Origin of the sequence: Burkholderia sp. AU16741, assembly GCF_002223345.1 — a bacterium.
Classification (GTDB): Bacteria; Pseudomonadota; Gammaproteobacteria; order Burkholderiales; family Burkholderiaceae; genus Burkholderia; species Burkholderia sola.
The window spans coordinates 1,874,194-1,896,751 of the sequence record NZ_NKEZ01000003.1; the positions used below are offsets into that span (position 1 = coordinate 1,874,194).

A 22,558-nucleotide genomic window follows, 5' to 3' on the forward strand; every position below is an offset into this window, starting at 1 on the left:
CAGTGCTTGGTCACTCGCCGATCGGCGGCATCGGCCCCTGGCCGCGAATCCACGACCAGTTCGCGAGCTCGGCCATTTCCTTGTCGCCGCGGCTGTCGCCGTACGCGAACAACTGCTTCGGGGGCCGGTTGCCCCACCATCCGCGCAGCCGGACGACCTTCTGCGGCCCCCAGCAGTTCTCGCCGTCGAGCCGCCCGGCGAAGATGCCGCGCTCGAACGCGAGCCGCGTCGCGAGTACCGCGTCGAAGCCGGCCGTCTTCGCCCACTTCTCCAGATACAGCGACGGCGACGCGCTGACCAGCACGACTTCATGCCCGCGCGCGCGATGCTCGCGAATGCGTTCGAGCATCTCCGGACGCACGAGGCCCGGCAAATAGCTGTCGACGAACCGGCGCGCGTGCGCATCGAGCGCGTCTTCGCGGATCGGCCCGAACGCGAACGACGCGAACTTCGCCTTCGCGTCGCCGCGCGACAGCCACCCTGCCTTCATCGCGACGATCCACGGCAGCGCGCGCAGCCCGGCCCACGCGAAACGCGGCGTGCCGACCGTCTGGCGGACGAAATGGCGAAAGCTGTCGGTGGTCGTGATGGTGCCGTCGAAATCGAAGGCGGCGACGATGCGGTCGGTCATGAAGAATCGGCGGGAAAGCGTTGAGATGCCCGGGAAGATAGCAGACTCCCGGCTACCCGCGCGAAACCGTCCGCCCGACACGAGACCGCGCGCCGACGCGCATGCGGTCGGCTCGTTCGCTCAGCGCGGCGGCCGCGCGGCCAGCGCGGCCGGCAGCACGACGTTCATCAGGTGATCGGCGCGCGACAGCAGGTCGGTCACGCGCTCGTCGAGCCCGCGCAGTTGCGCCGGCTGCATCCGGATCTGCTGGACGGCCTGCCCGACGATGTTGCGACGGTCGAACAGCGTACGCTCGACGCCCGCATCGTCCGGCGCGCGCACGACGTCCGACACCGCGCTCAGCGCCGCGAGCACGACCACGAGGTTTTCCTCCGCATGGCGAACCTTCGCGGCGAGTTCCTCGGTGCGGCGCGGGAAAAACCCGAGCGACTGCTTGAGCGCGCCGAGCGCCGCGCGATAGTCGACATGGCCCGACGCCCCGCCGAACCAGCGTTCGAACATGCCGGCCTTGCGCGTCGCCTGCGCGAGCATCCCGGCCATCATGTCGGCCGCGCCGAGTTCGTTGAATTCGCGCATCGTCGCCGCGACGGCTTCGACGAGATTGCCGGCCGCCTCCAGCGCGCCGTCGCCGATCGTCGCGACCGTCGCGAGCTTCAGCGGCACCAGTTGCCGGATATGCCGCTCGATGCGCGGCGCGTAGTCGGGATAGAGATTCGGAAAGCTGGCCTGCGCGGCGCGGAAGCACGCGTCGAGCTGCGGATGATTCGATTCGCCGAACAGCGCGCGGCCGATCGCGTCGGCGGGCGCCGCACGCACGGCTCGATCGGATGCGGGCGCCGGCCCGAAGTCGAGCGCCTGCGGGGCGGGCCGCTCGGGCGCACGCTCAAGCGACGCACCGGGCGCGCCCGGCGCGTCGAACGCAAGACGCCCGGGCGTGCGCTCGGGCGTCGTATCGAACTCGAGCCGCTTCGGCTCGTCGGACGGATTCGTCATCGCTGCTTCCTGCCCGGCGCGGCAGCGTGCCGCACGCCGGGCTGCCGCCAGTCAGACCGCGCCGCCGTACGCGCGGACGAAATCGCCGAGGCCGCGGTTGTAGCCGGCGCCGACCGCCTTGAACATGAAGTGGCCGTCACGGCGATAGAAGCTGCCGACCTGCACCGACGTCTCCATCGAGAAGTCTTCCTCGAGCGCGTACTTCGCGATCACCGCGCCCGACACCTCGTCGGCGATCTGGATGTAGCTGTTGCGAACCTGCCCGAAATTCTGGCGGCGCGCTTCGGCCTGGTCGATCGTCACGACCACCGAGATTTCCTCGACGTCGGCCGCGAGCTTCGTGATGTCGATGAAGATCACTTCGTCGTCGCCATCGCCGCTGCCCGTGCGGTTGTCGCCGCTATGCACGACGCCCAGGCACTTCGACGCAGGCATCCCGCGCTTCGGGAAATCATCGCCCGCCTGGATGAAGGTTTCCTTGCGCTCCATCGTGCGCACTTCGCTGTTGTAGAACACGAAATGCTGATCCGAGATCAGTTTCGGATTGCTCTGCGCGTCGTACTTGCACAGGAACACCGACACGTCGAGATCGAAATCCGTGCCCGTGTCCGTCGCGTTCGCGTCCCAACCGAGACCGATGCGGAATTTCTGCGTGCCGGGCGCTTCCTTCGACAGGTTGACGCGACCGCCTTTCGACAAATTGATCATCTGAACCTCTTCTGCTGGAACCGCCGTTGCGCCGGCGGCGATGCCGGGCCGCGCGCGGCGGCCCCTTCGTGGATGGTGTTCGTATCGCGTAACGCGCTTACTTGCTCGCCACCGCCGCGCGGTCTTCCTTACGCTGCACGACGATCGACGACCATACGGCCGCGGCGATCATCGCCGCGCCGATCAGGCCGGTGACGACTTCGGGCACCTCGAACTTCACGCCGAGGAACATGATCGTCGCGAGCGCGCCGATCGCCCAGAACGCGCCGTGCTCGAGAAAGCGGTACTGCGCGAGCGTGCCCTTCTTCAGCAACACGAGCGTCATTTCCCGGATGTAGGCCGCGCCGACGCCCAGGCCGAGCGCGATCAGGAAGATGTTGTTCGACAGCGCGAACGCGCCGATCACGCCATCGAAGCTGAACGACGAATCGAGCACTTCCAGATACATGAAGCCCGCGACGCCTTCGCGCACCACGCGCGTGCCCGTGTCCTCGCCGCCGACCAGGTCGCCCACGCCGTGCGCGATCACGAAGCCGATCACGCCGAACGCGCCCGCGAGCAGGAAGCTCACCTGTTCGGTCGCCGGCACGTAGAACGACGCGACGATCACGATCGCGAGCGTCAGCGCCACTTCCAGCGCGGTGATGCGGCCGAGATGGCGCATCGGGCCTTCGAGGAAGCCGATCCAGTGCTCGTCCTTCTCGGTGTCGAGCATGAACTTGAAGAACACCATCAGCAGGAACGCGCCGCCGAACGCCGACACCTCGTGATGCGCGGACGTCAGCACCGCCGCGTACTTGTCCGGCGATTCGACCGCCAGCGTCAGCGCGTCCCACAGGCCGATGTGGCCGATCACCGCGACGATCAGCAGCGGAAACACGAGCCGCATGCCGAACACCGCGACCGGCAGGCCGAACACCATGAAGCGGTTGCGCCACTTCTCCGACCAGTTCTTCAGCACCGATGCGTTGACGACCGCGTTGTCGAGCGACAGCGAAATTTCGAGCACGCACAGGACCGCGACGATCAGCATGTCCTTCACGCCGCCGAGGAGATAGGCCGCGATCAGCGCGAGCGCCGTGAGCGACAACGGGATCTTGAAGTCTTTCAACATGATGGAGTAATCGAGTTCAGAAAAATGGGCAGGCGGCACGCGCTTACTTCGCGCGCACCCAGTCGCAGAATTCCTGCGTGATCAGCTGTTCGTAGATCTGTTCGTCGCTCAGGTCGAGCGATTCGAGATGCAGGAAGCCGACGTTCGGCATTTCGTCCGCCACTTCCGCGAGGAAGTCGAATTCGCTCGGATCGCCGACGCCGACGAGCGACCAGTACAGCGGGAAGTGCTGCGATTCGGCCAGTAGCTGACGCACGCGCTTGCGGTCGTTCTTCGGGTTCTGGCCGTCGGTGACGAACAGCACCCATGCCGGCAGATGGCCGTTCGCGGACGCGGCCGGCGCGGGCGTGTCGTCCGCACCGCCGAACAGCCGGCTCAGGAAGCCGCGCTTTTCCTCGCGCTTCGGCTCCGGCGCGCGGAAGAAGAAGTCGACGATGTCGTTCATCACCGGGGCGTACTGCGTGCCGCCCCATTTTTCGATCCGTGCATTGAGCACGTGATCGGAAATGTACGAGCCGTAGTTGTCCGGCGTCGCGGTCGGCAGGCGGTCGTAGCCTTCGGTGAAGGTCCACGTGTCGACTTCGCCGTTGTCGTCGAACTTCAGTGCAATGCCGAGAATCCGGTCGTGCGTCTCCTGGATCACGCCCGACTGATACAGCGGCTTCGCGGAGCCCGAGATGTCGAGCGCCGCGCCGACGCGCACGACCGGCGGCTTCAGGATCTGACGTTTTTCGAGGACGATCGCGACCTTCGCCGCGCGTTTCTCAAGCGTAATCATGCGGTGTTCTCTCAGTTCTCTTAGTTGTGCTTCGGAGCGAATCGGGTGATCAGGTCCTGTTCGAGCTGGCGCAGGCGCGGCGCGTCCTGCTCGCGCTGGCGGCGGCCGTCGGCGATGATCTGCGTGATGTCGTCGAACGCGCCGAACAACTGCTGCTGCGCGTATTCGAACGTGTCGGTCGAGATCACCGGGCGCTGGCCGAGCTTCGCGACTTCCTGAGCGTTCTGGCGGTTCAGGTCGGCTTGCGCACGGATCGCCTCGTCGGCCGCGTCGTACGTCGCGTTCGCGAGCGCCGCCGCGCGCTTCGTGCTGAGCTGTTCGAGGTAGAGCGCGAACGCGTTGGTCCACGCGGGGATCAGCACCGTCTTGATCGTCATGAACTTCGACGTCAGCGTGCGTTTCTGGTCCTGCTCCATCCGGATCTGCGGCGCGAGCTGCTTCGACATCAGCATCGCGCGGTCGAGATCGTCGAGCTTGCTTTCGAGCGCGTCGACCTTGCGCTTCACGTCGAGCAGACGCTGCGCGGCGAACGCATCGTCCGCCGGCTGCTGGCCGGCCGCCAGATGCGCGCGCAGCGTCGCAAGCGACGTTTCGCCATGCGCCTTCGCCTGCGCGAGCTCCTGGTGCAGCGCGTAGTTGTCGTTGTACATCCGCTCGAGCTCGTCGATGCCGGCCTTCTGGCGCTGCGCATGGTTTTCGAGCTCGACGACGAGCGTGTCCATCCGCTTGCTCACCGATTCGTATTGCGACAGCAGCTTCTCCTTGGTCGAGCGGAACAGCCGCGTGACCTGCGTGAGCAGCCCGCCCTTGTCGGCGCCGCGCGGGTCGAGCCCCTTCGCGGTCGCGATCAGCTCGTTGAGCTTGTCGCCGAACTGGTCGGCGTCCGATGCGCGGACGCTCGCGAGAATCTGCTGGGAGAAGGCGGCGATCCGCGTGCCCTGCGTCGCGCCGAGCTGGTCGATCTCGTCGACGGTGATCAGGCGCGCGTGCTCCGTCGGCTGAGTTGCCGGCACGACGACGTTGGCAGCGTTGGCGACGGCGGCTGGCACGGCGACGGGCGACAAAGACGGCGTGGAAGGACGATCGCTGACCGCATCGGATTTGTTGTCGTCGAATAGCGGCTTCATGTGGCTACCACGTTTCCTTTTCTGCTTTTTGCTACGTGTTGTCGTGCGCGCGAGGCGCGCTTGCGCGATGGCCGTCGTGCTCTCTCACGGGCGGCAGACGGACAATAAATGGCGACGGTGCGGCACGTCAAGCCGTGGAATTCTTTCACTTTCCATACGATCTGTAATATATGCGGCGGGAATTCCAACACTACTTCCGGCAACGCCAGGACAAGTGCCTTGATGGAGCGTGAATCCGAACTTCCCGGTGTGCAGCGGCCACGAAAAAAGAAAGCATTTTGAAAGAACCAGGCGCCCACTATTCCGCTGATTGTTACAGATTGCTTAACGCCGGCCCTTACCTCGCGTCCTAGTACGAATAGCCTTGCGACGCCGGGCGCGCGTCGTGACGGCGGCCCCACCACGGCAAGTACGCGTTGTTCTTCCCGCGTGCGCGGAACCAGTCCTTGCCGGGATCGATCGGCCTCAGCTTCGACGGCGCGACCACCACCACGGCCGTCGGACGCTCGGCGTCGGTCGTTCCCGCCACGAGCACGTTTCCGCCGAGGTGATTTGCACGGCCGATCGCGAGCGCCACATCGGTCAACGCCGCGCCGGCACCCATGTCACCGAGCAGTGCCGACGTGTTGAAGGTCGCGTCGCGGAGGTCGCTTTCCGGCACGGCTGCCGCGAGCCCTTGCGAAAGCGACGCAGCCCTTGCCGACGCGGCCACGCTGCCCTTCCCCGCGTCGTGGATAACGTAGTTCAGCGACGAGACCGTGACGCCCGCATTGCCTGCCGCCGCATCGATCGTCGAATTCCATGCCGGCCCCCCGCGGCGGCTGCCCTGCTTCGCGTCGAAATCCTGGGCACTGCCTTGCGCCGCCTTGCCGATCCATGCCAGCGGTTCCCGCTCGGTCTTCAGATTCGGGCCGGCGAGGAACAACACGACCATGTTCTCGTTGAGCTGTTCGTCCTGCGGGGGAAAGCTTGGCGCGTCCCAGTTCATCACCCACACGCTTTTGTCGGATGCGCGGCCAAGTAATCCAGAGCGGCGTTCAGCGACGTGAAGCCGGCATTTCCCTGGCCCGACGTCACGTGCACATCGGGCGGCGTGTCGTGGCTCCACAGGTCTTTTGCCGACGGATTGCCGATCTCCTGTCGAAGACCTGCTGGTTCCTCCATTTGGTGTAGTCAGCCGATGCAGTTGTCGGATCGTCCTCTCCGACCACCCGCCCATCCTTGTCCACCCATTCGCGATTCTTCGACCGTCTCGCTTCCATGCGAAGAATCGAATAATCCTCATACCGCTGAGCGGCCTCGGATTCAGCGTCACGCTGCGCTTTCAGCGCATCAGCCTCGGTCTCGAATTTTTTCGACTTCGCGTCGAAGTTGTCGTAGGGATCGTCATCCCGCTTGTCCTTCTTGTCGGCATCGCGCCCAGCCGACGGGGAGTCATAGCCTTCGTTGAAGCATCCCTCTTCTATCGGCGCGCAAGGGAGTGGCGGGCCGCCACCAGAGTTTGCTATACTCTCGTTCTTCCGGAGAGATGGATGAGTGGTTTAAGTCGCACGCCTGGAAAGCGTGTATAGGTTAATCGCCTATCGGGGGTTCGAATCCCCCTCTCTCCGCCAGAATCAATGCAGCCCCCTGATTTCCCCGAGAAATCAGGGGGCTTTCCATTTTGGAACGTCGACACGCCCTGCTCCGCGTCCCCCCTCACGGATGCCGAATGTAATCCACCAACGCCCGCGTATACTCATCCGGCCGCTTATCACACAGACTCACCACGATCGCCACTGCGAACCCCGCCGGCACGCCGAACACGCCCGAACTGATCGGCTCGATCCCGAACCACGTGCGCCCGGCGAACCCGGTCAGTTGCGTGAAGAACGGATAAGTCGACACGATGTAATACACGCACACCGCCAAGCCCGTCACCATCCCGGCAATCGCGCCACGCGTCGTCGTGCGCTTCCAGAACACGCCCAGCACCAGCACCGGAAAGAAGCTCGACGCCGCCAGCGAAAACGCGGCGCCGACGAGAAACAGGATCTTCCCGGTATTGAGCGACGCGACATACGACGCGAACAGCGCCACGCCCAGCAGTAGCACCTTGGAGATCGTCACCCGCCGCTGGCTCGACGCATCGGGCGCGACCATGCAGTAATAGACGTCGTGCGACAGTGCGTTCGCGATCGTCAGCAACAGCCCGTCCGCGGTCGACAGCGCCGCGGCCAGCGCACCGGCCGCGATGAGCCCCGACACCACGTACGGCAGCCCGGCGATCTCCGGCGCGGCCAGCACGACCATGTCCGGCTGCATCTGGATTTCCGACCAGTGCACGATGCCGTCGCGAATCACCTCCACGACGCTGATCAGGTCGGGTTCGAAGTGATGCCATTGCGTGACCCACGCGGGCAATTCGGCGAACGGCCGCCCGACGAGATTCGCGAGAATCTCGTACTTGATCAGCGCCGCAAGCACCGGCACGCTCAGGTAGAACAGCGCGATGAAGAACAGCGTCCAGCCGACCGACCGCCGCGCCGACGCGACCGACGTGGTCGTGTTGTAGCGCGTCAGGATGTGCGGCAGGCTCGCGGTGCCGAGCGACAGGCACAGCAGCAGCGCGAGGAAATTCCGCTCCCGCGGCTTGCGCTCGTCTTCGCTCGCGGCCGGAAACGGCTCGTGCATCGGCACCGGCGGCTCGGCACGCGCGAGCAGGTCGTCACGCGCCTGCGTCCACGCCACGCGCGCCGCCGCCGGGTCACGCGGAAAATCGGCCAACTCGCGCTCGCGCTGGCTGATCTCGCGCAGCGGCCCGTTGTGGCGCCGCAGGTCCGCAAGCTGGTCGACGAGATGCCGGCGCGCATCCGCATAGGACGCCGGCAACCGGTCGAGCCGCGTCTGGATGTCCGCGGCCTGCCGGCGGTACGCATCGCGCACCTGCTGCTCGTCGCGCGCGTCGCGCACCTGCGCCTCGCGCGCCGCGACACGCTCCATCAGCTTGCCGTAATTGAACTGCGGCACGGGGCCGAGCCCGTTCTTCATCGCGATCAGCGACACCGGGATCAGGATCGCGCTGATCAGGATGATGTACTGCGCGACCTGGGTCCATGTGACCGCCCGCATTCCGCCGAGAAAAGAGCACACGAGAATGCCCGCCAGCCCGCAGAAGATGCCGATCGCGAAATCGACGCCGATGAAGCGCGTCGCGATCAGGCCGATTCCCTGGATCTGCGCGACCAAGTACACGAACGAACACAGGATCGCCGCGCCGGCTGCAAGCGCGCGCACGGCCGTGCTCGAAAAGCGCGTGCCGAGAAAATCGGGAATCGTGTAGCGCGCGAGCTTGCGCACATACGGCGCGAGCAGGAACGCAACGAGGCAGAACCCGCCCGTCCAGCCCATCATGTAGGCGAGCGCGTCGTAACCGGTGGCATAGAGCGAGCCGGCCAGGCCGATGAAAGACGCCGCGGACAGCCAGTCGGCCGCCGTCGCCATCCCGTTGAACGCGGACGGCACGCGCCGCCCCGCCACGTAGTACTCGACCAGATCGGACGTGCGCGACAACAACCCGATCACCGCATACACGGCGATCGGCACGAACAGGAACACGTAGCCGATCCACACGCCCGAGCCCGTCGCGCGCTCGATCCGCCACATCAGCAGCACGAACCCGAGAAATCCGAGCGTATAGAGCGCGTACGCGCGTATCAGTCGATGCGTCAGCATGAATCAGCGCCCGCCGTTCGCATGGTCGGCGCGTGCCGCATGCTCGTCGTACGCGCGGCGCAGCGTGCGGTCCGCGCGTTGCATCAACCCGATGTAGACGGCGATCAGCACGAGGTACACGAGAATCGCACCCTGCGCGCCGACATAGAACGGCAGGCTGAAGCCGGCGAAGCGCACGCCGGCGAGCGCGGGCCCGAAGAACGGCACGATGAACGACACCGAGAAGCCGATCACCATCAGCACCGCGATCAGCGCGACGTTGAAGCGCCAGTAGCGTGCGTGCGCACGCGCGAGCGGTGCGGGAACGGGGGGTGGCGCGGCAGGCGCCGAACGGGTCGGAACGGTCATGCCGTTATGTAGCAAAAAGCCCCTGCGCGGGCAATCGGGATTGCCGCGCAGGGGCTCGTGCGCGTGATGCGCAACCGGCAGGCGTTCAGCGCACTTCGGTGAGCTGCTCGAGGATGGCCGGATTCTCGAGCGTGGACGTATCCTGCGTGATCGCCTCGCCCTTCGCGAGCGAGCGCAACAGGCGCCGCATAATCTTGCCCGAGCGCGTCTTCGGCAGGTTGTCGCCGAAGCGGATGTCCTTCGGCTTCGCGATCGGCCCGATCTGCTTGCCGACCCAGTCGCGCAGCGTCTTCGCGAGCGCCGCCGCTTCGTCGCCTTCCGGGCGCGCGCGCTTCAGCACCACGAACGCCACGACCGCTTCACCCGTCGTGTCGTCCGGACGGCCCACCACCGCCGCTTCGGCCACCAGCTCGTGCGACACCAGCGCCGATTCGATCTCCATCGTGCCGAGCCGGTGGCCCGACACGTTCAGCACGTCGTCGATCCGGCCCATGATCGTGAAGTAGCCGGTCTCCTTGTCGCGCACGGTGCCGTCGCCGGCCAGATACAGCGTGCCGCCGAGTTCTTCCGGGTAATAGCTCTTCTTGAAACGCTCCGGGTCGCCCCAGATCGTGCGGATCATCGCCGGCCACGGACGCTTGACGACGAGAATCCCGCCTTGCCCGTTCGGCACGTCCTGGCCGGTCTCATCGACCACCGCGGCCGTGATGCCCGGCAGTGGCAGGGTGCAGGAACCCGGCACGGTCGGCGTCGCGCCCGGCAGCGGCGTGATCATGTGGCCGCCGGTTTCGGTCTGCCACCACGTGTCGACGATCGGGCAGCGTTCGTGGCCGACGTGCTTGTGGTACCACATCCACGCTTCCGGATTGATCGGTTCGCCGACCGTGCCGATGATGCGCAGGCTCGACAGGTCATAACTCTTCGGATGGACCTTGTCGTCGGCTTCGGCGGCCTTGATCAGCGAACGGATCGCGGTCGGCGCGGTGTAGAACACGGTGACCTTGTGATCGCCGATCATCTTCCAGAAGCGGCCGGCGTCCGGATAGGTCGGCACGCCCTCGAACACGACCTGCGTGCCGCCGCAGGCAAGCGGGCCGTAGGTGATGTACGTGTGGCCCGTGACCCAGCCGATGTCGGCCGTGCACCAGAACACGTCGTCGGGTTTCCAGTCGAAGGTCCACTTCATCGTCTGCGCGGCCCACAGCAGGTAGCCGCCGGTGCTGTGCTGCACGCCCTTGGGCTTGCCGGTCGAGCCCGACGTATACAGGATGAACAGCGGATGCTCGGCGCCGACCCAGGTCGGCTCGCACGTGTCGGATTCGCCGTCCGTGAGCTCGTGCATCCAGAGATCGCGATCCGCATGCCAGTCGATCTTGCCGCCGGTGCGGCGATAGACGATCACGCTCTTGACCGCTTCGCAGCCGCCTAGCGCGATCGCCTCGTCGGCGATGCTCTTGAGCGGCAGCGTCTTGCCGCCGCGGGCCTGCTCGTCGGCGGTGACCAGCGCGACCGCGCCGACGTCGACGAGCCGCTCGTTCAGCGATTTCGCGGAGAAGCCGCCGAACACGACCGAGTGCGTCGCGCCGATGCGCGCGCAGGCCTGCATCGCGACGATGCCTTCGATCGACATCGGGATATAGATGACGACGCGGTCGCCCTTGCCGATCCCGCGTTTCTTCAGCGCATTGGCGAAGCGCGACACGCGCGCGAGAAGATCCGCATAGGTCACGCGGGTGACGGTGCCGTCGTCGGCCTCGAAGATCACCGCGACGCGCTCGCCGTTGCCGGCTTCGACGTGGCGGTCGAGGCAGTTGTACGACGCGTTCAGTTCGCCGTCGTCGAACCACTTGTAGAACGGCGCGTTGCTCTCGTCGAGCACCTGGGTGAACGGCTTGCGCCACGTGAGGCCTTCGCGCGCGAGACGCGCCCAGAAGCCTTCGTAATCCTGCTCGGCCTCGGCGACGAGCGCGCGATAGGCCGGCATGCCGGAAATGGTCGCCGTCTTCTCGAGCGCCGCGGGCGGCGCGAACTGACGGGTTTCGTGAAGAACCGATTCAATCGCAGACATCGACAACCCCTTGGTGAACATGAATCCTCTGCATGGCGGCGCGATCGTGTGCGCCGCGCGTCGTCTTGGCCGGCGCCTGCGCGCCGCTGTCTCCCACCACCCGCACGCGGCCGCGAAGGGCTGCGCACGATGCTGCACCGCACCACCTCACGCGAACGTGAGCCGCGGCCCGGCAATGTCCACGATAAGCGCTCCAACTTACCCGTCACTTACGCGGCATGGCCGTTTCGCGGGTCGGGCGCGCCGCACCGAGGTCGGCTTTACGCTGTTACGACCGCGACCCTACAATCCTAACTGAACTCGCCTTCCGGATTCCAGCTTGAATCGCTACGCCCTCTTCCTCATCCTGTCGATGCTGTTCGTCGGCAGCAACGTCGGTATCGGTAAATCCATCGTTGCGTTCGTCCCGGTCGCCATCCTCGCCACGCTGCGCTTCGTGATCGCGATCGCCGTGCTGTGGCCGCTGTTCCGTCCCGTGAAGATGCGCGCGGTCAAGCGCGGCGAATGGCTGAACCTGTTCCTGCAAGCATTCTTCGGCACCTTCATGTTCACGCTGCTGATGCTCAACGGCGTGCAGCGCACGAGCGCGGTGGCCGCGGGCGTCATCACGAGCACGATCCCCGCGATCGTCGCGCTGTTCGCATGGTTGATCCTGCGTGAAAAACCGAACGGCCGTGCGCTCGTGTCGATCGCGCTCGCGATCGTCGGGGTCGTGACGATCAACCTCGCGAACGGCAGCGCGGCCGGTCACGGCACGCAGGGCGACGCGTCCGGCTCGCTGATCGGCAACCTGCTGATCCTCGGCGCGGTGTGCTGCGAATCGATCTACGTGATCCTGTCGCGCCGGCTCACGCAAACGCTCGCCCCGATCGACATCTGCGCGTATACCCACCTGTTCGGGCTGTTCCTGATGCTGCCGCTCGGCGCGACGGCGCTATGGCATTTCGATTACGCGAGCGTGCCCGCCGGCACCTGGGCGCTCGTCGTCTGGTACGGGCTGTCGGCCAGCATCTTCTCGTTCTGGTTGTGGATGAAGGGCATCCGGCACGTGCCGGGCAGTCTCGCCGGCGTGTTCAGCGCGGTGCTGCCGATCGCCGCGGCCGCGTACGGCATCGCGTTCCTCGGCGAGCGCCCGACGCTCGCGCACGGCATCGCGCCCGCGTGCGTCGTCGCCGGCATCGTGCTCGCGAGCCTGCGCGGAAAACGCGTGCCGGCGGCCGCTTCCTGATCCGTCCCCGGCCGTGCCGGCGCGTCGCTGCAGCGGCGCCGGCCGACGCGTTACAATAGCGCGCCTTTTCAAGATTACCCCCGATACCTGCGCACCGCGCCCGTACCCCGACATGTCCGCCCCGCATTCGCCCGGCCATCCCGGCCGCCGCCCGCTTCGCCCCCTTCCCGCGCTGATTTTCATGAGCCGCTGGCTCCAGGTGCCGCTTTACCTCGGCCTGATCGTCGCGCAAGCCGTCTACGTGTTCCTGTTCCTGAAGGAAGTCTGGCACCTGCTGTCGCATGCGACGGGCCTCGACGAAATCAGCGTGATGCTCGCCGTGCTCGGCCTGATCGACGTGGTGATGATCTCGAACCTGCTGATCATGGTGATCGTCGGCGGATATGAAACGTTCGTGTCGCGGCTCGGCATCGAGGGCCACCCCGACGAGCCCGAATGGCTCGACCACGTGAACGCGGGCGTGCTGAAGGTCAAGCTGTCGATGGCGCTGATCAGCATTTCGTCGATCCACCTGCTGAAGACCTTCATCAACCCCGACCAGCACACGACGCACGCGATCATGTGGCAGGTGATCATCCACGTGTCGTTCCTCGTGTCGGCGCTCGTGATGGCGTGGGTCGATCGCCTGACGACGCACACGCACCCGGCCCATTTCCACGAGGCGCATGCGCCCGCGGCGTCCCGACCGGCGGCCTGACCCGTCGGCAAACCATTCCCACTGTCCCCACAGAGTCTCAGCCATGACCGTCATCAAACAGGAAGACCTGATCCAGAGCATCGCGGATTCGCTGCAGTACATCAGCTACTACCATCCGCTCGACTACATCCAGGCCCTCGGCCGCGCGTACGAGCTGGAAGAGAGCCCGGCGGCGAAGGACGCGATTGCGCAGATCCTCACGAACAGCCGCATGTGCGCGGAAGGTAAGCGCCCGATCTGCCAGGACACCGGCATCGTGACGATCTTCGTGAAGGTCGGCATGGACGTGCGCTGGGACGGCGCGACGATGGGCGTCACCGACATGATCAACGAAGGCGTGCGCCGCGGTTACACGCACCCGGACAACGTGCTGCGCGCGTCGATCGTCAACCCGCCGGAAGGCGCCCGCAAGAACACGAAGGACAACACGCCGGCCGTGATCCACTACGAGATCGTGCCGGGCGACAAGGTCGACGTGCAGGTCGCGGCGAAGGGCGGCGGCTCGGAAAACAAGTCGAAGTTCGTGATGCTGAACCCGTCCGACTCGATCGTCGACTGGGTGCTGAAGACGGTCCCGACGATGGGCGCCGGCTGGTGCCCGCCGGGCATGCTCGGGATCGGCATCGGCGGCACCGCCGAGAAGGCGATGCTGATGGCGAAGGAATCGCTGATGGAGCCGATCGACATCCAGGAAATCATCGCGCGCGGCCCGAAGGACTGGGTCGAGGAACTGCGCGTGGAATTGCACGAGAAGGTCAACGCGCTCGGCATCGGCGCGCAGGGCCTCGGCGGCCTCGCGACCGTGCTCGACGTGAAGATCATGGCGGCGCCGACGCATGCGGCCTCGAAGCCGGTCGCGCTGATCCCGAACTGCGCGGCCACGCGCCACGCGCATTTCGTGCTCGACGGTTCGGGCCCGGCCAAGCTTGAAGCGCCGTCGCTCGACGCCTGGCCGAAGGTGCAGTGGGAACCGAACACGGAAACCAGCAAGCGCGTCGACCTGAACACGCTGACGCCGGAAGAAGTCGCGAGCTGGACGCCGGGCCAGACGCTGCTGCTGTCGGGCAAGATGCTCACCGGCCGCGACGCCGCGCACAAGCGCATCGCCGACATGCTCGCGAAGGGCGAGAAGCTGCCGGTCGACTTCACGAACCGCGTGATCTACTACGTCGGGCCGGTCGATCCGGTGCGCGACGAAGTGGTCGGCCCGGCCGGCCCGACGACGGCCACGCGCATGGACAAGTTCACCGAGACGATGCTCGCTCAGACGGGTCTGATCTCGATGGTCGGCAAGGCCGAGCGCGGCCCGGTCGCGATCGATGCGATCAAGAAGCACAAGGCGGCCTACCTGATGGCGGTCGGCGGTGCGGCCTACCTCGTGTCGAAAGCGATCCGCGGCGCGAAGGTGCTCGCGTTCGAAGACCTCGGCATGGAAGCGATCTACGAGTTCGACGTGCAGGACATGCCGGTGACGGTGGCCGTCGATTCGTCGGGTACGTCGGTGCATCAGACGGGTCCGAAGGAATGGCAGGCGAAGATCGGCAAGATCCCGGTCGCCACCGCTTAAGCGCGATCGAACGAAAGGCCGGACACACGTCCGGCCTTTTTACTTCTCATTCTCATTATCGTGTTCGGCCGGTCGTTCAAGGCTGATTCTCATTACACGCAAAAAGCAGGCCCGACAAGGCTTCGAGGCTTGGCTTTTCTCGTTCGAGCGATTATCGTTCGGTTTCTGAAGCCCCACTGAACAAGGAACAGCCATGCAAGGCGACAAGAAAGTCATCGAATATCTGAACGCCCAACTGAAGAATGAACTCACGGCGATCAACCAGTACTTCCTGCATGCGCGCATGTACAAGCACTGGGGCCTCGAGAAGCTCGGCAAGCACGAATACGACGAGTCGATCGGCGAAATGAAGCACGCCGACTGGCTGATCGAGCGCGTGTTCATGCTCGACGGGCTGCCGAACCTGCAGGACCTGCACAAGCTGCTCGTCGGCGAGGAAACCGAAGAGATCCTGAAGTGCGACCTGAAGCTCGAGCAGATCTCGCAATCCACCTGCAAGGAAGCGATCGCCTACTGCGAATCGGTTCGCGACTACGTGTCGCGCGAGATCTTCGAAAAGATCCTCGACGACACCGAAGAGCACATCGACTGGCTCGAAACGCAGATCGACCTGATCGGCAAGGTCGGCCTGCAGAACTATCAGCAAACGATGATGGGCTCGCCCGAGTAATCGCCCCACCCGCCGGCCCGCCGCCCGCCCGACGATGACGAACCCGTCCGCCGCACCCGCGCCGCGCGCCGCCGCCCCTGTCGGCATCTTCGATTCGGGGCTCGGCGGCCTGTCGGTGCTGCGCGCCGTGCGCGCGCACCTGCCCGACGAATCGTTCGTCTACGTCGCCGACTCGCACCACGCGCCGTATGGCCCGCGCGACGAGGCATTCATCACGGAACGCACGCTGGCGATCGGCGAATGGCTCGCCCGCGAAGGCGCGAAAGCGCTCGTGATCGCATGCAACACGGCAACGGCACGGGCGATCGCGGCCATCCGCGAACGCCTGTCGATTCCGCTCGTCGGCGTCGAGCCAGGCATCAAGCCGGCCGCCGCGCTGTCCACGACCGGCGTCGCGGGCGTCCTCGCGACGCAATCGACGCTGAACAGCCCACGCTTCCAGGCGCTGCTCGATCGCTACGGCGCCGGCCGCCGCTTCATCTGCCAGCCCGGCCACGGGCTCGTCGAAGCGATCGAACGCGGCGACACGAATTCGCCCGCGTTGCGCGCGCTGCTCGAGCGTTACATCCAGCCGATGCTCGACGACGGCGCCGATACGCTGGTACTCGGCTGCACGCACTACCCGTTCTTCACAGACACGATTCGTGACCTTGTTGGCGAGCGCCTGACGATCGTCGACACGAGCGATGCCATCGCCCGCCAGCTCGCGCGGGTGCTCGACGAGCGCGGACTGCGCGCGCCGGCCGGCACGCATGCCGCGCTGCCGCGCTTCTGCTCGACGAGCGACGGCCTGCAACTGCACGCGCTCGCGTCGACGCTGCTCGGCCTCGATGCGCCGGTCGAATCCGTCACCATTTCCTCGCCGAACGCGCGCGCCTGCGCGACCGCCTGACGCGGGCCGGCGGCGCCCGCCCGCCGCCCCTTCGCCCTCCGTCGTTTCAAGGGGTCCGATGACCTTAAAAAAAGCCCGACCCAGGCTTGTCAATCCCCGCAAAATTAATGATAATAATTCGCATTAACGTTAGCTATCGCAACTCATCATGATCGTCTGCGTGTGCAAGTCTGTTTCCGATCGCAAGATTCGCGCGTCCCTCGCCGAGGGCGTGAACTCTTTCGATGAACTCCAGTTCGAGCTCGGCGTGGCCACGTGCTGCGGCAAGTGCGAGGAGTCCGTACGCGACCTCATGGCCGAGCAAGGCGTCTGCGCGAGCCGTTGCGGCGTCGAGCATCATGCGCATCCGATTCCGGTCACGTTCTACGACCGCAAGGCCGCCTGAGCGGCGCCGAGCATGCGCATGCGGCCCAGGCCGCATTTTTTGTCTTGACCGTCAGCAAGCCATCGTCTGCGCGAGCCAACGGCTTACCTGCCAAGGAGCCTGTGATGGAATTGCTGATCGGATTCGTAACCACCGTTTGCATCTCGCTGCTGATCTTCCGCAAGTGATGCCGATTCACCCGCCGCGCCCCGGGTGCGACGTCGTTCTTTCAAGCTAACATGCAGGCTTCGCATCTCGCTCCTGCCGGCGCCATGCCGGCTGCACCACGTATGAATCCCCGAGTGATCGTCGTCGCGGTCGGCGTGCTTGCCGCACACGCGATCATGCTGACGGCCGCATGGCTCCATCGCAACGCGCCGCCGCCGAAATCGGTCGAGGTCCAGACGATCACCGCGCAGCTCATCACGCCTGCGCCGATCGCGCAGCAGGTCGCGGCCGAATCGATCCCCCAGCCCGCACCGCCGAAGCCCGTGCCGCGCGTGAAGCCGAAGGTCGAGCCGAAGCCGGTACAGAAAGCGGCGAAGCCGACCCCGCAGCCGGTTGCGCCGTCGCCGGCCCCGTCGCCCACGCCCGCTCCCGCCGCCGATCCGACACCGGCTCCCGCCGCGCCCGCTCCCGCCGCACCGGCCGCCACGCCGGGCCCGGCGCGCGAAACGATGCAGGTCAGCGCACCGAAGAACGTGCCGACGCTCCAATGCAACTTCGTGAAGCCCGACTATCCGTCGATGTCGCGCCGCCGCGGCGAATCGGGCACCGCCTATGTTCACTTCGTCGTCGGCGTGACCGGCAAGATCGAAAGCATCGATCTGCAGAAGAGCAGCGGTTATCCGCGCCTCGACGATGCCGCACTCGACGCGATGCGCGCGACCACCTGCCGCCCGTACGTCGAGAACGGCCAGGCGATCCGCGCCGCCCGCACACAGCCCTACAGCTTCGGGCTCACTGATTAACATCCGGAAGATTCAAAGGAAACAAAAAATGCAAAGCTACGGTATCGCGCACGTCTGGGCGCAAGGTGATTTCGTCACGCGCGCCATTGCGATCACGCTGCTCGTGATGTCGGTCCTGTCGTGGATCGTGATCGTCATGAAGGGCTGGAACGTGATCCGCCTGAACCGCCTCACGAAGAATGCCGAACAGGCGTTCTGGCATTCCGACAATTTCGACGACGGCATCAAGAAGCTCGGCCTCGCCGCATCGACGCCGAACGACAACCCGTTCCTCGCGCTCGCGCTGTCGGGCAAGGAAGCCGCCGATCACCACCATCAGACGCAACCGCACCTGCACGACCGCATGGACGTATCGGACTGGGTCACGCGCTGCCTGAAGGACACGATGGACGAAGGCATCTCGCGCATGCAGAGCGGCCTCGCGATCCTCGCATCGGTCGGCAGCACGGCGCCGTTCGTCGGCCTGTTCGGCACGGTCTGGGGCATCTACCACGCGCTGCTCGCGATCGGCGCCACCGGCCAGACGTCGATCGACCAGGTCGCGGGCCCGGTCGGCGAATCGCTGATCATGACGGCTTTCGGCCTGTTCGTCGCGATTCCCGCGGTGCTCGGCTACAACGCGCTGACCCGCGCGAACAAGGGTGTCGTCAGCAAGCTGCGCCGCTTCGCGCACGGCCTGCATGCGTACTTCGTGACGGGCGCGAGCCTCGCGTCGTCGTCGACGCGCGACGGCCTGCGTCTCGCATCGCGCGCCGCCAGCTGAGACGAGGTGAACCATGGCCATGAACACCGGTTTCAGCGACGATGACGACGATGCCGTGATGAGCGAGATCAACATGACGCCGCTCGTCGACGTCATGCTCGTACTCCTGATCATTTTCCTCGTGACGATCCCGGCGATGCAGCATGCGGTGAAGATCGACCTGCCGCACGCCAGCAGCCGGCCCGTCGACGAAAAGCCGCAGACCGTCGACGTCGCGATCCAGGGCGACGGCACGATCCTGTGGGACGACCACACGGTCACGCGCGAACAGCTGCAGGCACGCATCGCGGAAGCCGCGAAGCGTACGCCGCAGCCGGAATTGCATCTGCGCGCGGACCGCAAGGTCGCCTACGAACACGTCGCGGAAGTGATGTCGGATGCGCAGGCAGGCGGCCTGACGAAGCTCGGCTTCGTGACGGAGCCGGGTGCGAAAGCGAAGTAACGCGCGCACGTTCCGTCGTCGGCGGCAGCCAGTAGTCACTGCGTACCTGGCCGGCCGCACCTGGCCGGCCACACCTGGCCGGCCACACCTAGCCGGCCACACACAAAGTAAAAGGCCTTCATCGCCAGATGAAGGCCTTTTTTCATGCGCACGCGGGCGCCTTCGGGCGGCGGGCTCTTGGCGGTATCGGTTACGCCTCGAGCAACGCAAATGCGACTCTGCCGTGGTCTGCACGGACTGCGCGTTCTGCCCTATCTGGCTCGCAATATATGCGGCCACCTGATTTCGCTCAGAACTTCCTTCGCGAAATGGGATTTCAATATAGGCCCGCCCGCGCACGCATTCAAGGTTCCGGCGATTGAAACTTGCGATTGCAGGCGACGCTTCAATGACAAAACAAATTTGCGTCGTCGTGCATGCCGTGTTCAGGTGGCCGAAACATCGGCCGCCGCTTCGTTCTTCGCGCGCTCGGGGCAACCCGGCTCCTTGTACGCGCCGTGGTCGAGCTTCTCGACCAGGTAATCGACGAACGCACGGACCGCGGGCGGCATCCCCTGCCGCGACACGAACACCGCATACAGCTGCGGCACCGGCAGCGTCCAGCCCGGCATCACCGGCGACAACTGCCCCGCACGCAACGCGTTGCCGTACATCATTTCCGGCAGCGCCGCGATGCCGAGGCCGTCGAGCACGGCCTCGCGGATCGTCATCAGGTCGGCCGTCACGAGACGCGGATCATGCTCGTGCACGTGGCGCGTTCCGTCCGGCGCGATCAGATTGAATACGTGCCGGCCGTCGACGCTCGGCGTATCGAGCGTCTCGAAGCCGGTCAGGTCGTCCGGCGCCAGCGGCGGCGCATTCTGGCTCAGCAGGCTCGGCGCGCCGACCAGCATCTGCTCGGTGCGCCACAGCGGCCGCACGACGATGTTCGCGTTCTGCGGCGGCTCCGAGCGCACGCGCAACGCGACGTCGATCGAATCCTCGAACAGGTCGATCACGCGATTCGTCACGCGCACATGCACCTTCACCTCGGGATAACGGCGCAGGAATTCGGGCAGGATGCGCGACAGCATCGTCTGCGACAGCGTCACCGGCACGCTGACGCGCACCGAGCCGCGCGGCGACGCGCGCAACTGCTGCACCGCGTTCATCGCGGCCCGCGCTTCGGCGAGCATCGCCTGGCAATGCTGGTAGAACAGCTCCCCCGCCTCGGTCAGTGCGAGCTTGCGCGTCGAGCGCTGCAGCAGGCGCACGCCGAGCGCCGCCTCGAGTTCGGTCAGGCGCCGCGACAGACGCGATTTCGAGATGCCCAGCACGCGTTCGGCGGCCGAGAAGCCGCCATGTTCGACGACCTGCGAGAAGTACATCAGGTCGTTCAGGTTATGTGCATCGATATTCATCTCATCGTTCCAATTTCAGAACAATCCATTGCGAACCGCCGCCAATCGCCCGGTAAAACGCCCAATATAATAGCGCTATGTTTCGAAAATAACGCTATTCCGATGATTTCGAGGGCTTCCCATGACTACCGCTCGCTCGCTTGATCGCACCTACCCCGCGCTTCGCACCACCGAAGGCGGCGGTTTCGTGGTTCACCGCCCGTTCCCGACGCGGCTGTTGATGGATTTCGATCCGTTCCTGCTGCTCGATGAAATGGGCCCCATCGACTACGCCCCCGGCGAAGCCGTCGGTGCGCCCGACCATCCGCATCGCGGCTTCGAGACCGTGACCTACGCGCTCGACGGGCGCTTCCGCCATCGCGACTCGTCCGGCCATGCCGGCACACTCGGCCCCGGCGACGTGCAGTGGATGACGGCCGGCGCCGGCGTCGTGCACAGCGAGATGCCGGATCCGGCGTTCGCTCAGGCAGGCGGACGCTCCCACGGCTTCCAGCTGTGGGTCAACCTGCCGCGCCGCGACAAGATGATCGCGCCGCGCTACCAGGAAATCCCGGCCGCCCGCATTCCGACCGCGACGTCGCCGGACGGCGGCGCACGCGTGCGCGTCATCGCGGGCGAAGCATTCGGCGTAAAGGCCGCGATCGAGACGCGCACACCGATCCTCTATCAGCACTTCACGCTGGAGCCCGGCGCGACGGTCACGCAGCCCGTGCCGGCCGGTTATCGCGTGTTTGCCTATCCGATCGACGGAACGGGCCTCTATGGGCCCGACAGGCAGGCTGTCGACGCACGACACATGATCGTCTACGGCGACGATGGCGACACCGTCACGTTCGGTGCCGGCGACACGTCGCTCGACCTGCTGCTGATCGGCGGCGTGCCGCTCAACGAGCCGATCGTCCGTTACGGCCCGTTCGTGATGAATACCGAGGAAGAGATCCGGCAGGCTGTCGTCGACTATCAGACCGGTCGCATGGGTCGCATCGAAGCGTGAATCGGATCGGGCGGCAGGTGCCGCGAAGCCGGTGGTTTTGCGTCACAATAAGTTCTTGAACCATGTGGCCACCCGCCACCAGAAGGAACCCGCCCCTTGAACTTCGAACACCTGATCCAGATCAACTCCGACGAACCGGGCGTGCCGACCCTCACGCGCGACCAGCTCTGGGAAGGCCTCGTACTGCGTGCGGAACAGCCGCAACTGTTCGTGATCGGCCTCGACAGCTGCGTCATCCGCGAGCGGACGGACACGACCCTCGAGCGCGAACTCCATTACGGTCACGCGACCGTGCGCGACCACGTGACGTTCACGCCGAACCAGCAGGTCCGCTACGACATCCGTGCGGCGGATGGCGAGATCGGCGGTTCGCTGACGATGACGATCGAGGAGCGCGACGACCACGAGCTGTTCCTGCGTTTCGACTACCGCACGACGCTGACGGTCACCGACGACAGCGAAGAAGCGCGACAGACGCACGGGATCGTCAAGGAGGCGTACCGCACGTCGGATATCGACACCGTTCGCCTGATCCGCGAATACGCGCAGGGCCGCAAGGATCCCGATCCGCTGCACTGAATCCGGCGGCGGCCTGCGAGCCGCCGCTTTGATTCAAACTATCAGATCAGACGTTTCGATCGATAAAGAGTCTTTGTAAATGGGAATAGTTATCATTTAGAATTCATTCCATCGTATCGACAGTCACCGATCAAACCGAATGACCGACACCATGCGCCCGACCACGCTGACCCTGCGCCGCACCACCGGCACCGCAGCCAGCAGCCGCCAGAAGACGGCAGCGGTCACCACGCCGGCGAAACCCGCCGGCAACCGCGATGCAGGCACGCGGGTCGTCAACAGCGATGCGCTGCTGCAAGGCCAAAGCCACGTCAGCATCGCGCATAACGGAGAGACTTATCAGTTGCGGGCGACGCGGCTCGGCAAACTGATCCTGACGAAGTAACGACCGAGTATTGTGGGGACCACCTCCCTGAGAGGTGTTGGGCAGTAGCCAGCGTAACGGCTTGCACGCGAGATCTAGACCCCTTCGTGCAAACACACTCAAGCAGCCGTTGCAGCAAGCCAAGC

The 22,558-nt window shown here is 65.5% G+C and carries 22 protein-coding genes, 1 tRNA gene and 1 pseudogene; 13 read left to right on the forward strand and 11 right to left on the reverse strand.

The genetic code is table 11. The features are described 5' to 3' along the window. Positions 1 to 10 precede the first annotated feature (10 nt). The 7 genes and pseudogenes from CFB89_RS11130 to CFB89_RS11160 form a co-directional block, all read right to left on the reverse strand. A complete protein-coding gene (locus CFB89_RS11130) occupies positions 11 to 631 on the reverse strand; it encodes an HAD family hydrolase (RefSeq protein WP_089467857.1) in 621 nt (206 codons plus the stop codon). A 120-nt stretch (positions 632 to 751) separates the two neighbouring features. Further along, positions 752 to 1,624 (reverse strand): hypothetical protein, encoded by an 873-nt coding sequence (locus tag CFB89_RS11135; RefSeq protein WP_089467858.1) that lies wholly within the window; start codon positions 1,622 to 1,624, stop codon positions 752 to 754. 51 nt (positions 1,625 to 1,675) lie between these two features. After that, a complete protein-coding gene (locus CFB89_RS11140; RefSeq protein WP_089467859.1) occupies positions 1,676 to 2,332 on the reverse strand; it encodes a TerD family protein in 657 nt (218 codons plus the stop codon). Positions 2,333 to 2,429: 97 nt separating this feature from the next. Continuing rightward, complete coding sequence (locus CFB89_RS11145) at positions 2,430 to 3,446, reverse strand: DUF475 domain-containing protein (RefSeq protein WP_089467860.1); 1,017 nt, start codon at positions 3,444 to 3,446, stop codon at positions 2,430 to 2,432. Between the two features lie 43 nt (positions 3,447 to 3,489). Beyond that, a complete protein-coding gene (locus CFB89_RS11150) occupies positions 3,490 to 4,224 on the reverse strand; it encodes a VWA domain-containing protein (RefSeq protein WP_089467861.1) in 735 nt (244 codons plus the stop codon). 20 nt (positions 4,225 to 4,244) lie between these two features. Continuing rightward, the gene (locus tag CFB89_RS11155) at positions 4,245 to 5,351 is read right to left on the reverse strand and encodes a toxic anion resistance protein (RefSeq protein ID WP_089467862.1); all 1,107 of its coding nucleotides are present in this window, start codon (positions 5,349 to 5,351) and stop codon (positions 4,245 to 4,247) included. A gap of 349 nt (positions 5,352 to 5,700) precedes the next feature. After that, a pseudogene (locus CFB89_RS11160) lies at positions 5,701 to 6,488 on the reverse strand (virulence factor); the annotation flags it as partial. Positions 6,489 to 6,873: 385 nt separating this feature from the next. Here CFB89_RS11160 and CFB89_RS11170 point away from each other — a divergent pair. Beyond that, positions 6,874 to 6,964 (forward strand) — tRNA-Ser (locus CFB89_RS11170). Positions 6,965 to 7,049: 85 nt separating this feature from the next. Here CFB89_RS11170 and CFB89_RS11175 read toward each other — a convergent pair. The 3 genes from CFB89_RS11175 to acs form a co-directional block, all read right to left on the reverse strand. Then, positions 7,050 to 9,065, reverse strand: a complete 2,016-nt coding sequence (locus CFB89_RS11175; protein WP_089467863.1) for a sodium:solute symporter family protein — start codon at positions 9,063 to 9,065, stop codon at positions 7,050 to 7,052. A 3-nt stretch (positions 9,066 to 9,068) separates the two neighbouring features. After that, the gene (locus CFB89_RS11180; protein WP_089467864.1) at positions 9,069 to 9,413 is read right to left on the reverse strand and encodes a DUF4212 domain-containing protein; all 345 of its coding nucleotides are present in this window, start codon (positions 9,411 to 9,413) and stop codon (positions 9,069 to 9,071) included. A gap of 85 nt (positions 9,414 to 9,498) precedes the next feature. After that, on the reverse strand, positions 9,499 to 11,481 hold the full coding sequence (gene acs, locus CFB89_RS11185; RefSeq protein WP_089467996.1) for an acetate--CoA ligase: 1,983 nt from the start codon (positions 11,479 to 11,481) through the stop codon (positions 9,499 to 9,501). Between the two features lie 319 nt (positions 11,482 to 11,800). On the opposite strand from acs, the gene CFB89_RS11195 reads away from it, so the two are divergent. The 9 genes from CFB89_RS11195 to CFB89_RS11235 all read left to right on the forward strand — a co-directional run bounded on the left by CFB89_RS11195 (position 11,801) and on the right by CFB89_RS11235 (position 19,075). Next, complete coding sequence (locus CFB89_RS11195; RefSeq protein WP_089467865.1) at positions 11,801 to 12,709, forward strand: DMT family transporter; 909 nt, start codon at positions 11,801 to 11,803, stop codon at positions 12,707 to 12,709. Positions 12,710 to 12,821: 112 nt separating this feature from the next. Further along, a complete protein-coding gene (locus CFB89_RS11200) occupies positions 12,822 to 13,406 on the forward strand; it encodes a TIGR00645 family protein (protein ID WP_012492727.1) in 585 nt (194 codons plus the stop codon). Positions 13,407 to 13,449: 43 nt separating this feature from the next. Continuing rightward, complete coding sequence (locus CFB89_RS11205; RefSeq protein WP_089467866.1) at positions 13,450 to 14,973, forward strand: fumarate hydratase; 1,524 nt, start codon at positions 13,450 to 13,452, stop codon at positions 14,971 to 14,973. 193 nt (positions 14,974 to 15,166) lie between these two features. Then, complete coding sequence (bfr, locus tag CFB89_RS11210) at positions 15,167 to 15,643, forward strand: bacterioferritin (protein WP_011352652.1); 477 nt, start codon at positions 15,167 to 15,169, stop codon at positions 15,641 to 15,643. A gap of 34 nt (positions 15,644 to 15,677) precedes the next feature. Further along, a complete protein-coding gene (gene murI / locus CFB89_RS11215) occupies positions 15,678 to 16,535 on the forward strand; it encodes a glutamate racemase (protein ID WP_089467867.1) in 858 nt (285 codons plus the stop codon). Between the two features lie 148 nt (positions 16,536 to 16,683). Beyond that, positions 16,684 to 16,920 carry a bacterioferritin-associated ferredoxin gene (locus CFB89_RS11220; RefSeq protein ID WP_006482749.1) on the forward strand — a complete coding sequence of 79 codons (237 nt, stop codon included), beginning with the start codon at positions 16,684 to 16,686 and terminating at the stop codon, positions 16,918 to 16,920. A gap of 218 nt (positions 16,921 to 17,138) precedes the next feature. After that, positions 17,139 to 17,870 (forward strand): energy transducer TonB, encoded by a 732-nt coding sequence (locus CFB89_RS11225; RefSeq protein ID WP_089467868.1) that lies wholly within the window; start codon positions 17,139 to 17,141, stop codon positions 17,868 to 17,870. 28 nt (positions 17,871 to 17,898) lie between these two features. Next, complete coding sequence (locus tag CFB89_RS11230) at positions 17,899 to 18,633, forward strand: MotA/TolQ/ExbB proton channel family protein (protein ID WP_089467869.1); 735 nt, start codon at positions 17,899 to 17,901, stop codon at positions 18,631 to 18,633. A gap of 13 nt (positions 18,634 to 18,646) precedes the next feature. Further along, entirely contained in the window at positions 18,647 to 19,075 is a 429-nt protein-coding gene (locus CFB89_RS11235) for a biopolymer transporter ExbD (protein WP_089467870.1), read from the forward strand. Positions 19,076 to 19,500: 425 nt separating this feature from the next. On the opposite strand, the gene CFB89_RS11240 is transcribed toward CFB89_RS11235, so the two are convergent. Next, entirely contained in the window at positions 19,501 to 20,475 is a 975-nt protein-coding gene (locus CFB89_RS11240) for a LysR substrate-binding domain-containing protein (protein WP_089467871.1), read from the reverse strand. 121 nt (positions 20,476 to 20,596) lie between these two features. Here CFB89_RS11240 and CFB89_RS11245 point away from each other — a divergent pair, with 121 nt between their 5' ends. From CFB89_RS11245 to hemP, 3 genes are all read left to right on the forward strand, one after another. After that, positions 20,597 to 21,469, forward strand: coding sequence for a pirin family protein (locus CFB89_RS11245; RefSeq protein ID WP_089467872.1), 873 nt, complete (start codon positions 20,597 to 20,599; stop codon positions 21,467 to 21,469). A 96-nt stretch (positions 21,470 to 21,565) separates the two neighbouring features. Beyond that, entirely contained in the window at positions 21,566 to 22,048 is a 483-nt protein-coding gene (locus CFB89_RS11250) for an SRPBCC family protein (RefSeq protein ID WP_089467873.1), read from the forward strand. Between the two features lie 139 nt (positions 22,049 to 22,187). After that, on the forward strand, positions 22,188 to 22,433 hold the full coding sequence (hemP, locus tag CFB89_RS11255) for a hemin uptake protein HemP (protein WP_034207822.1): 246 nt from the start codon (positions 22,188 to 22,190) through the stop codon (positions 22,431 to 22,433). The last annotated feature ends 125 nt before the right edge of the window (positions 22,434 to 22,558 follow it).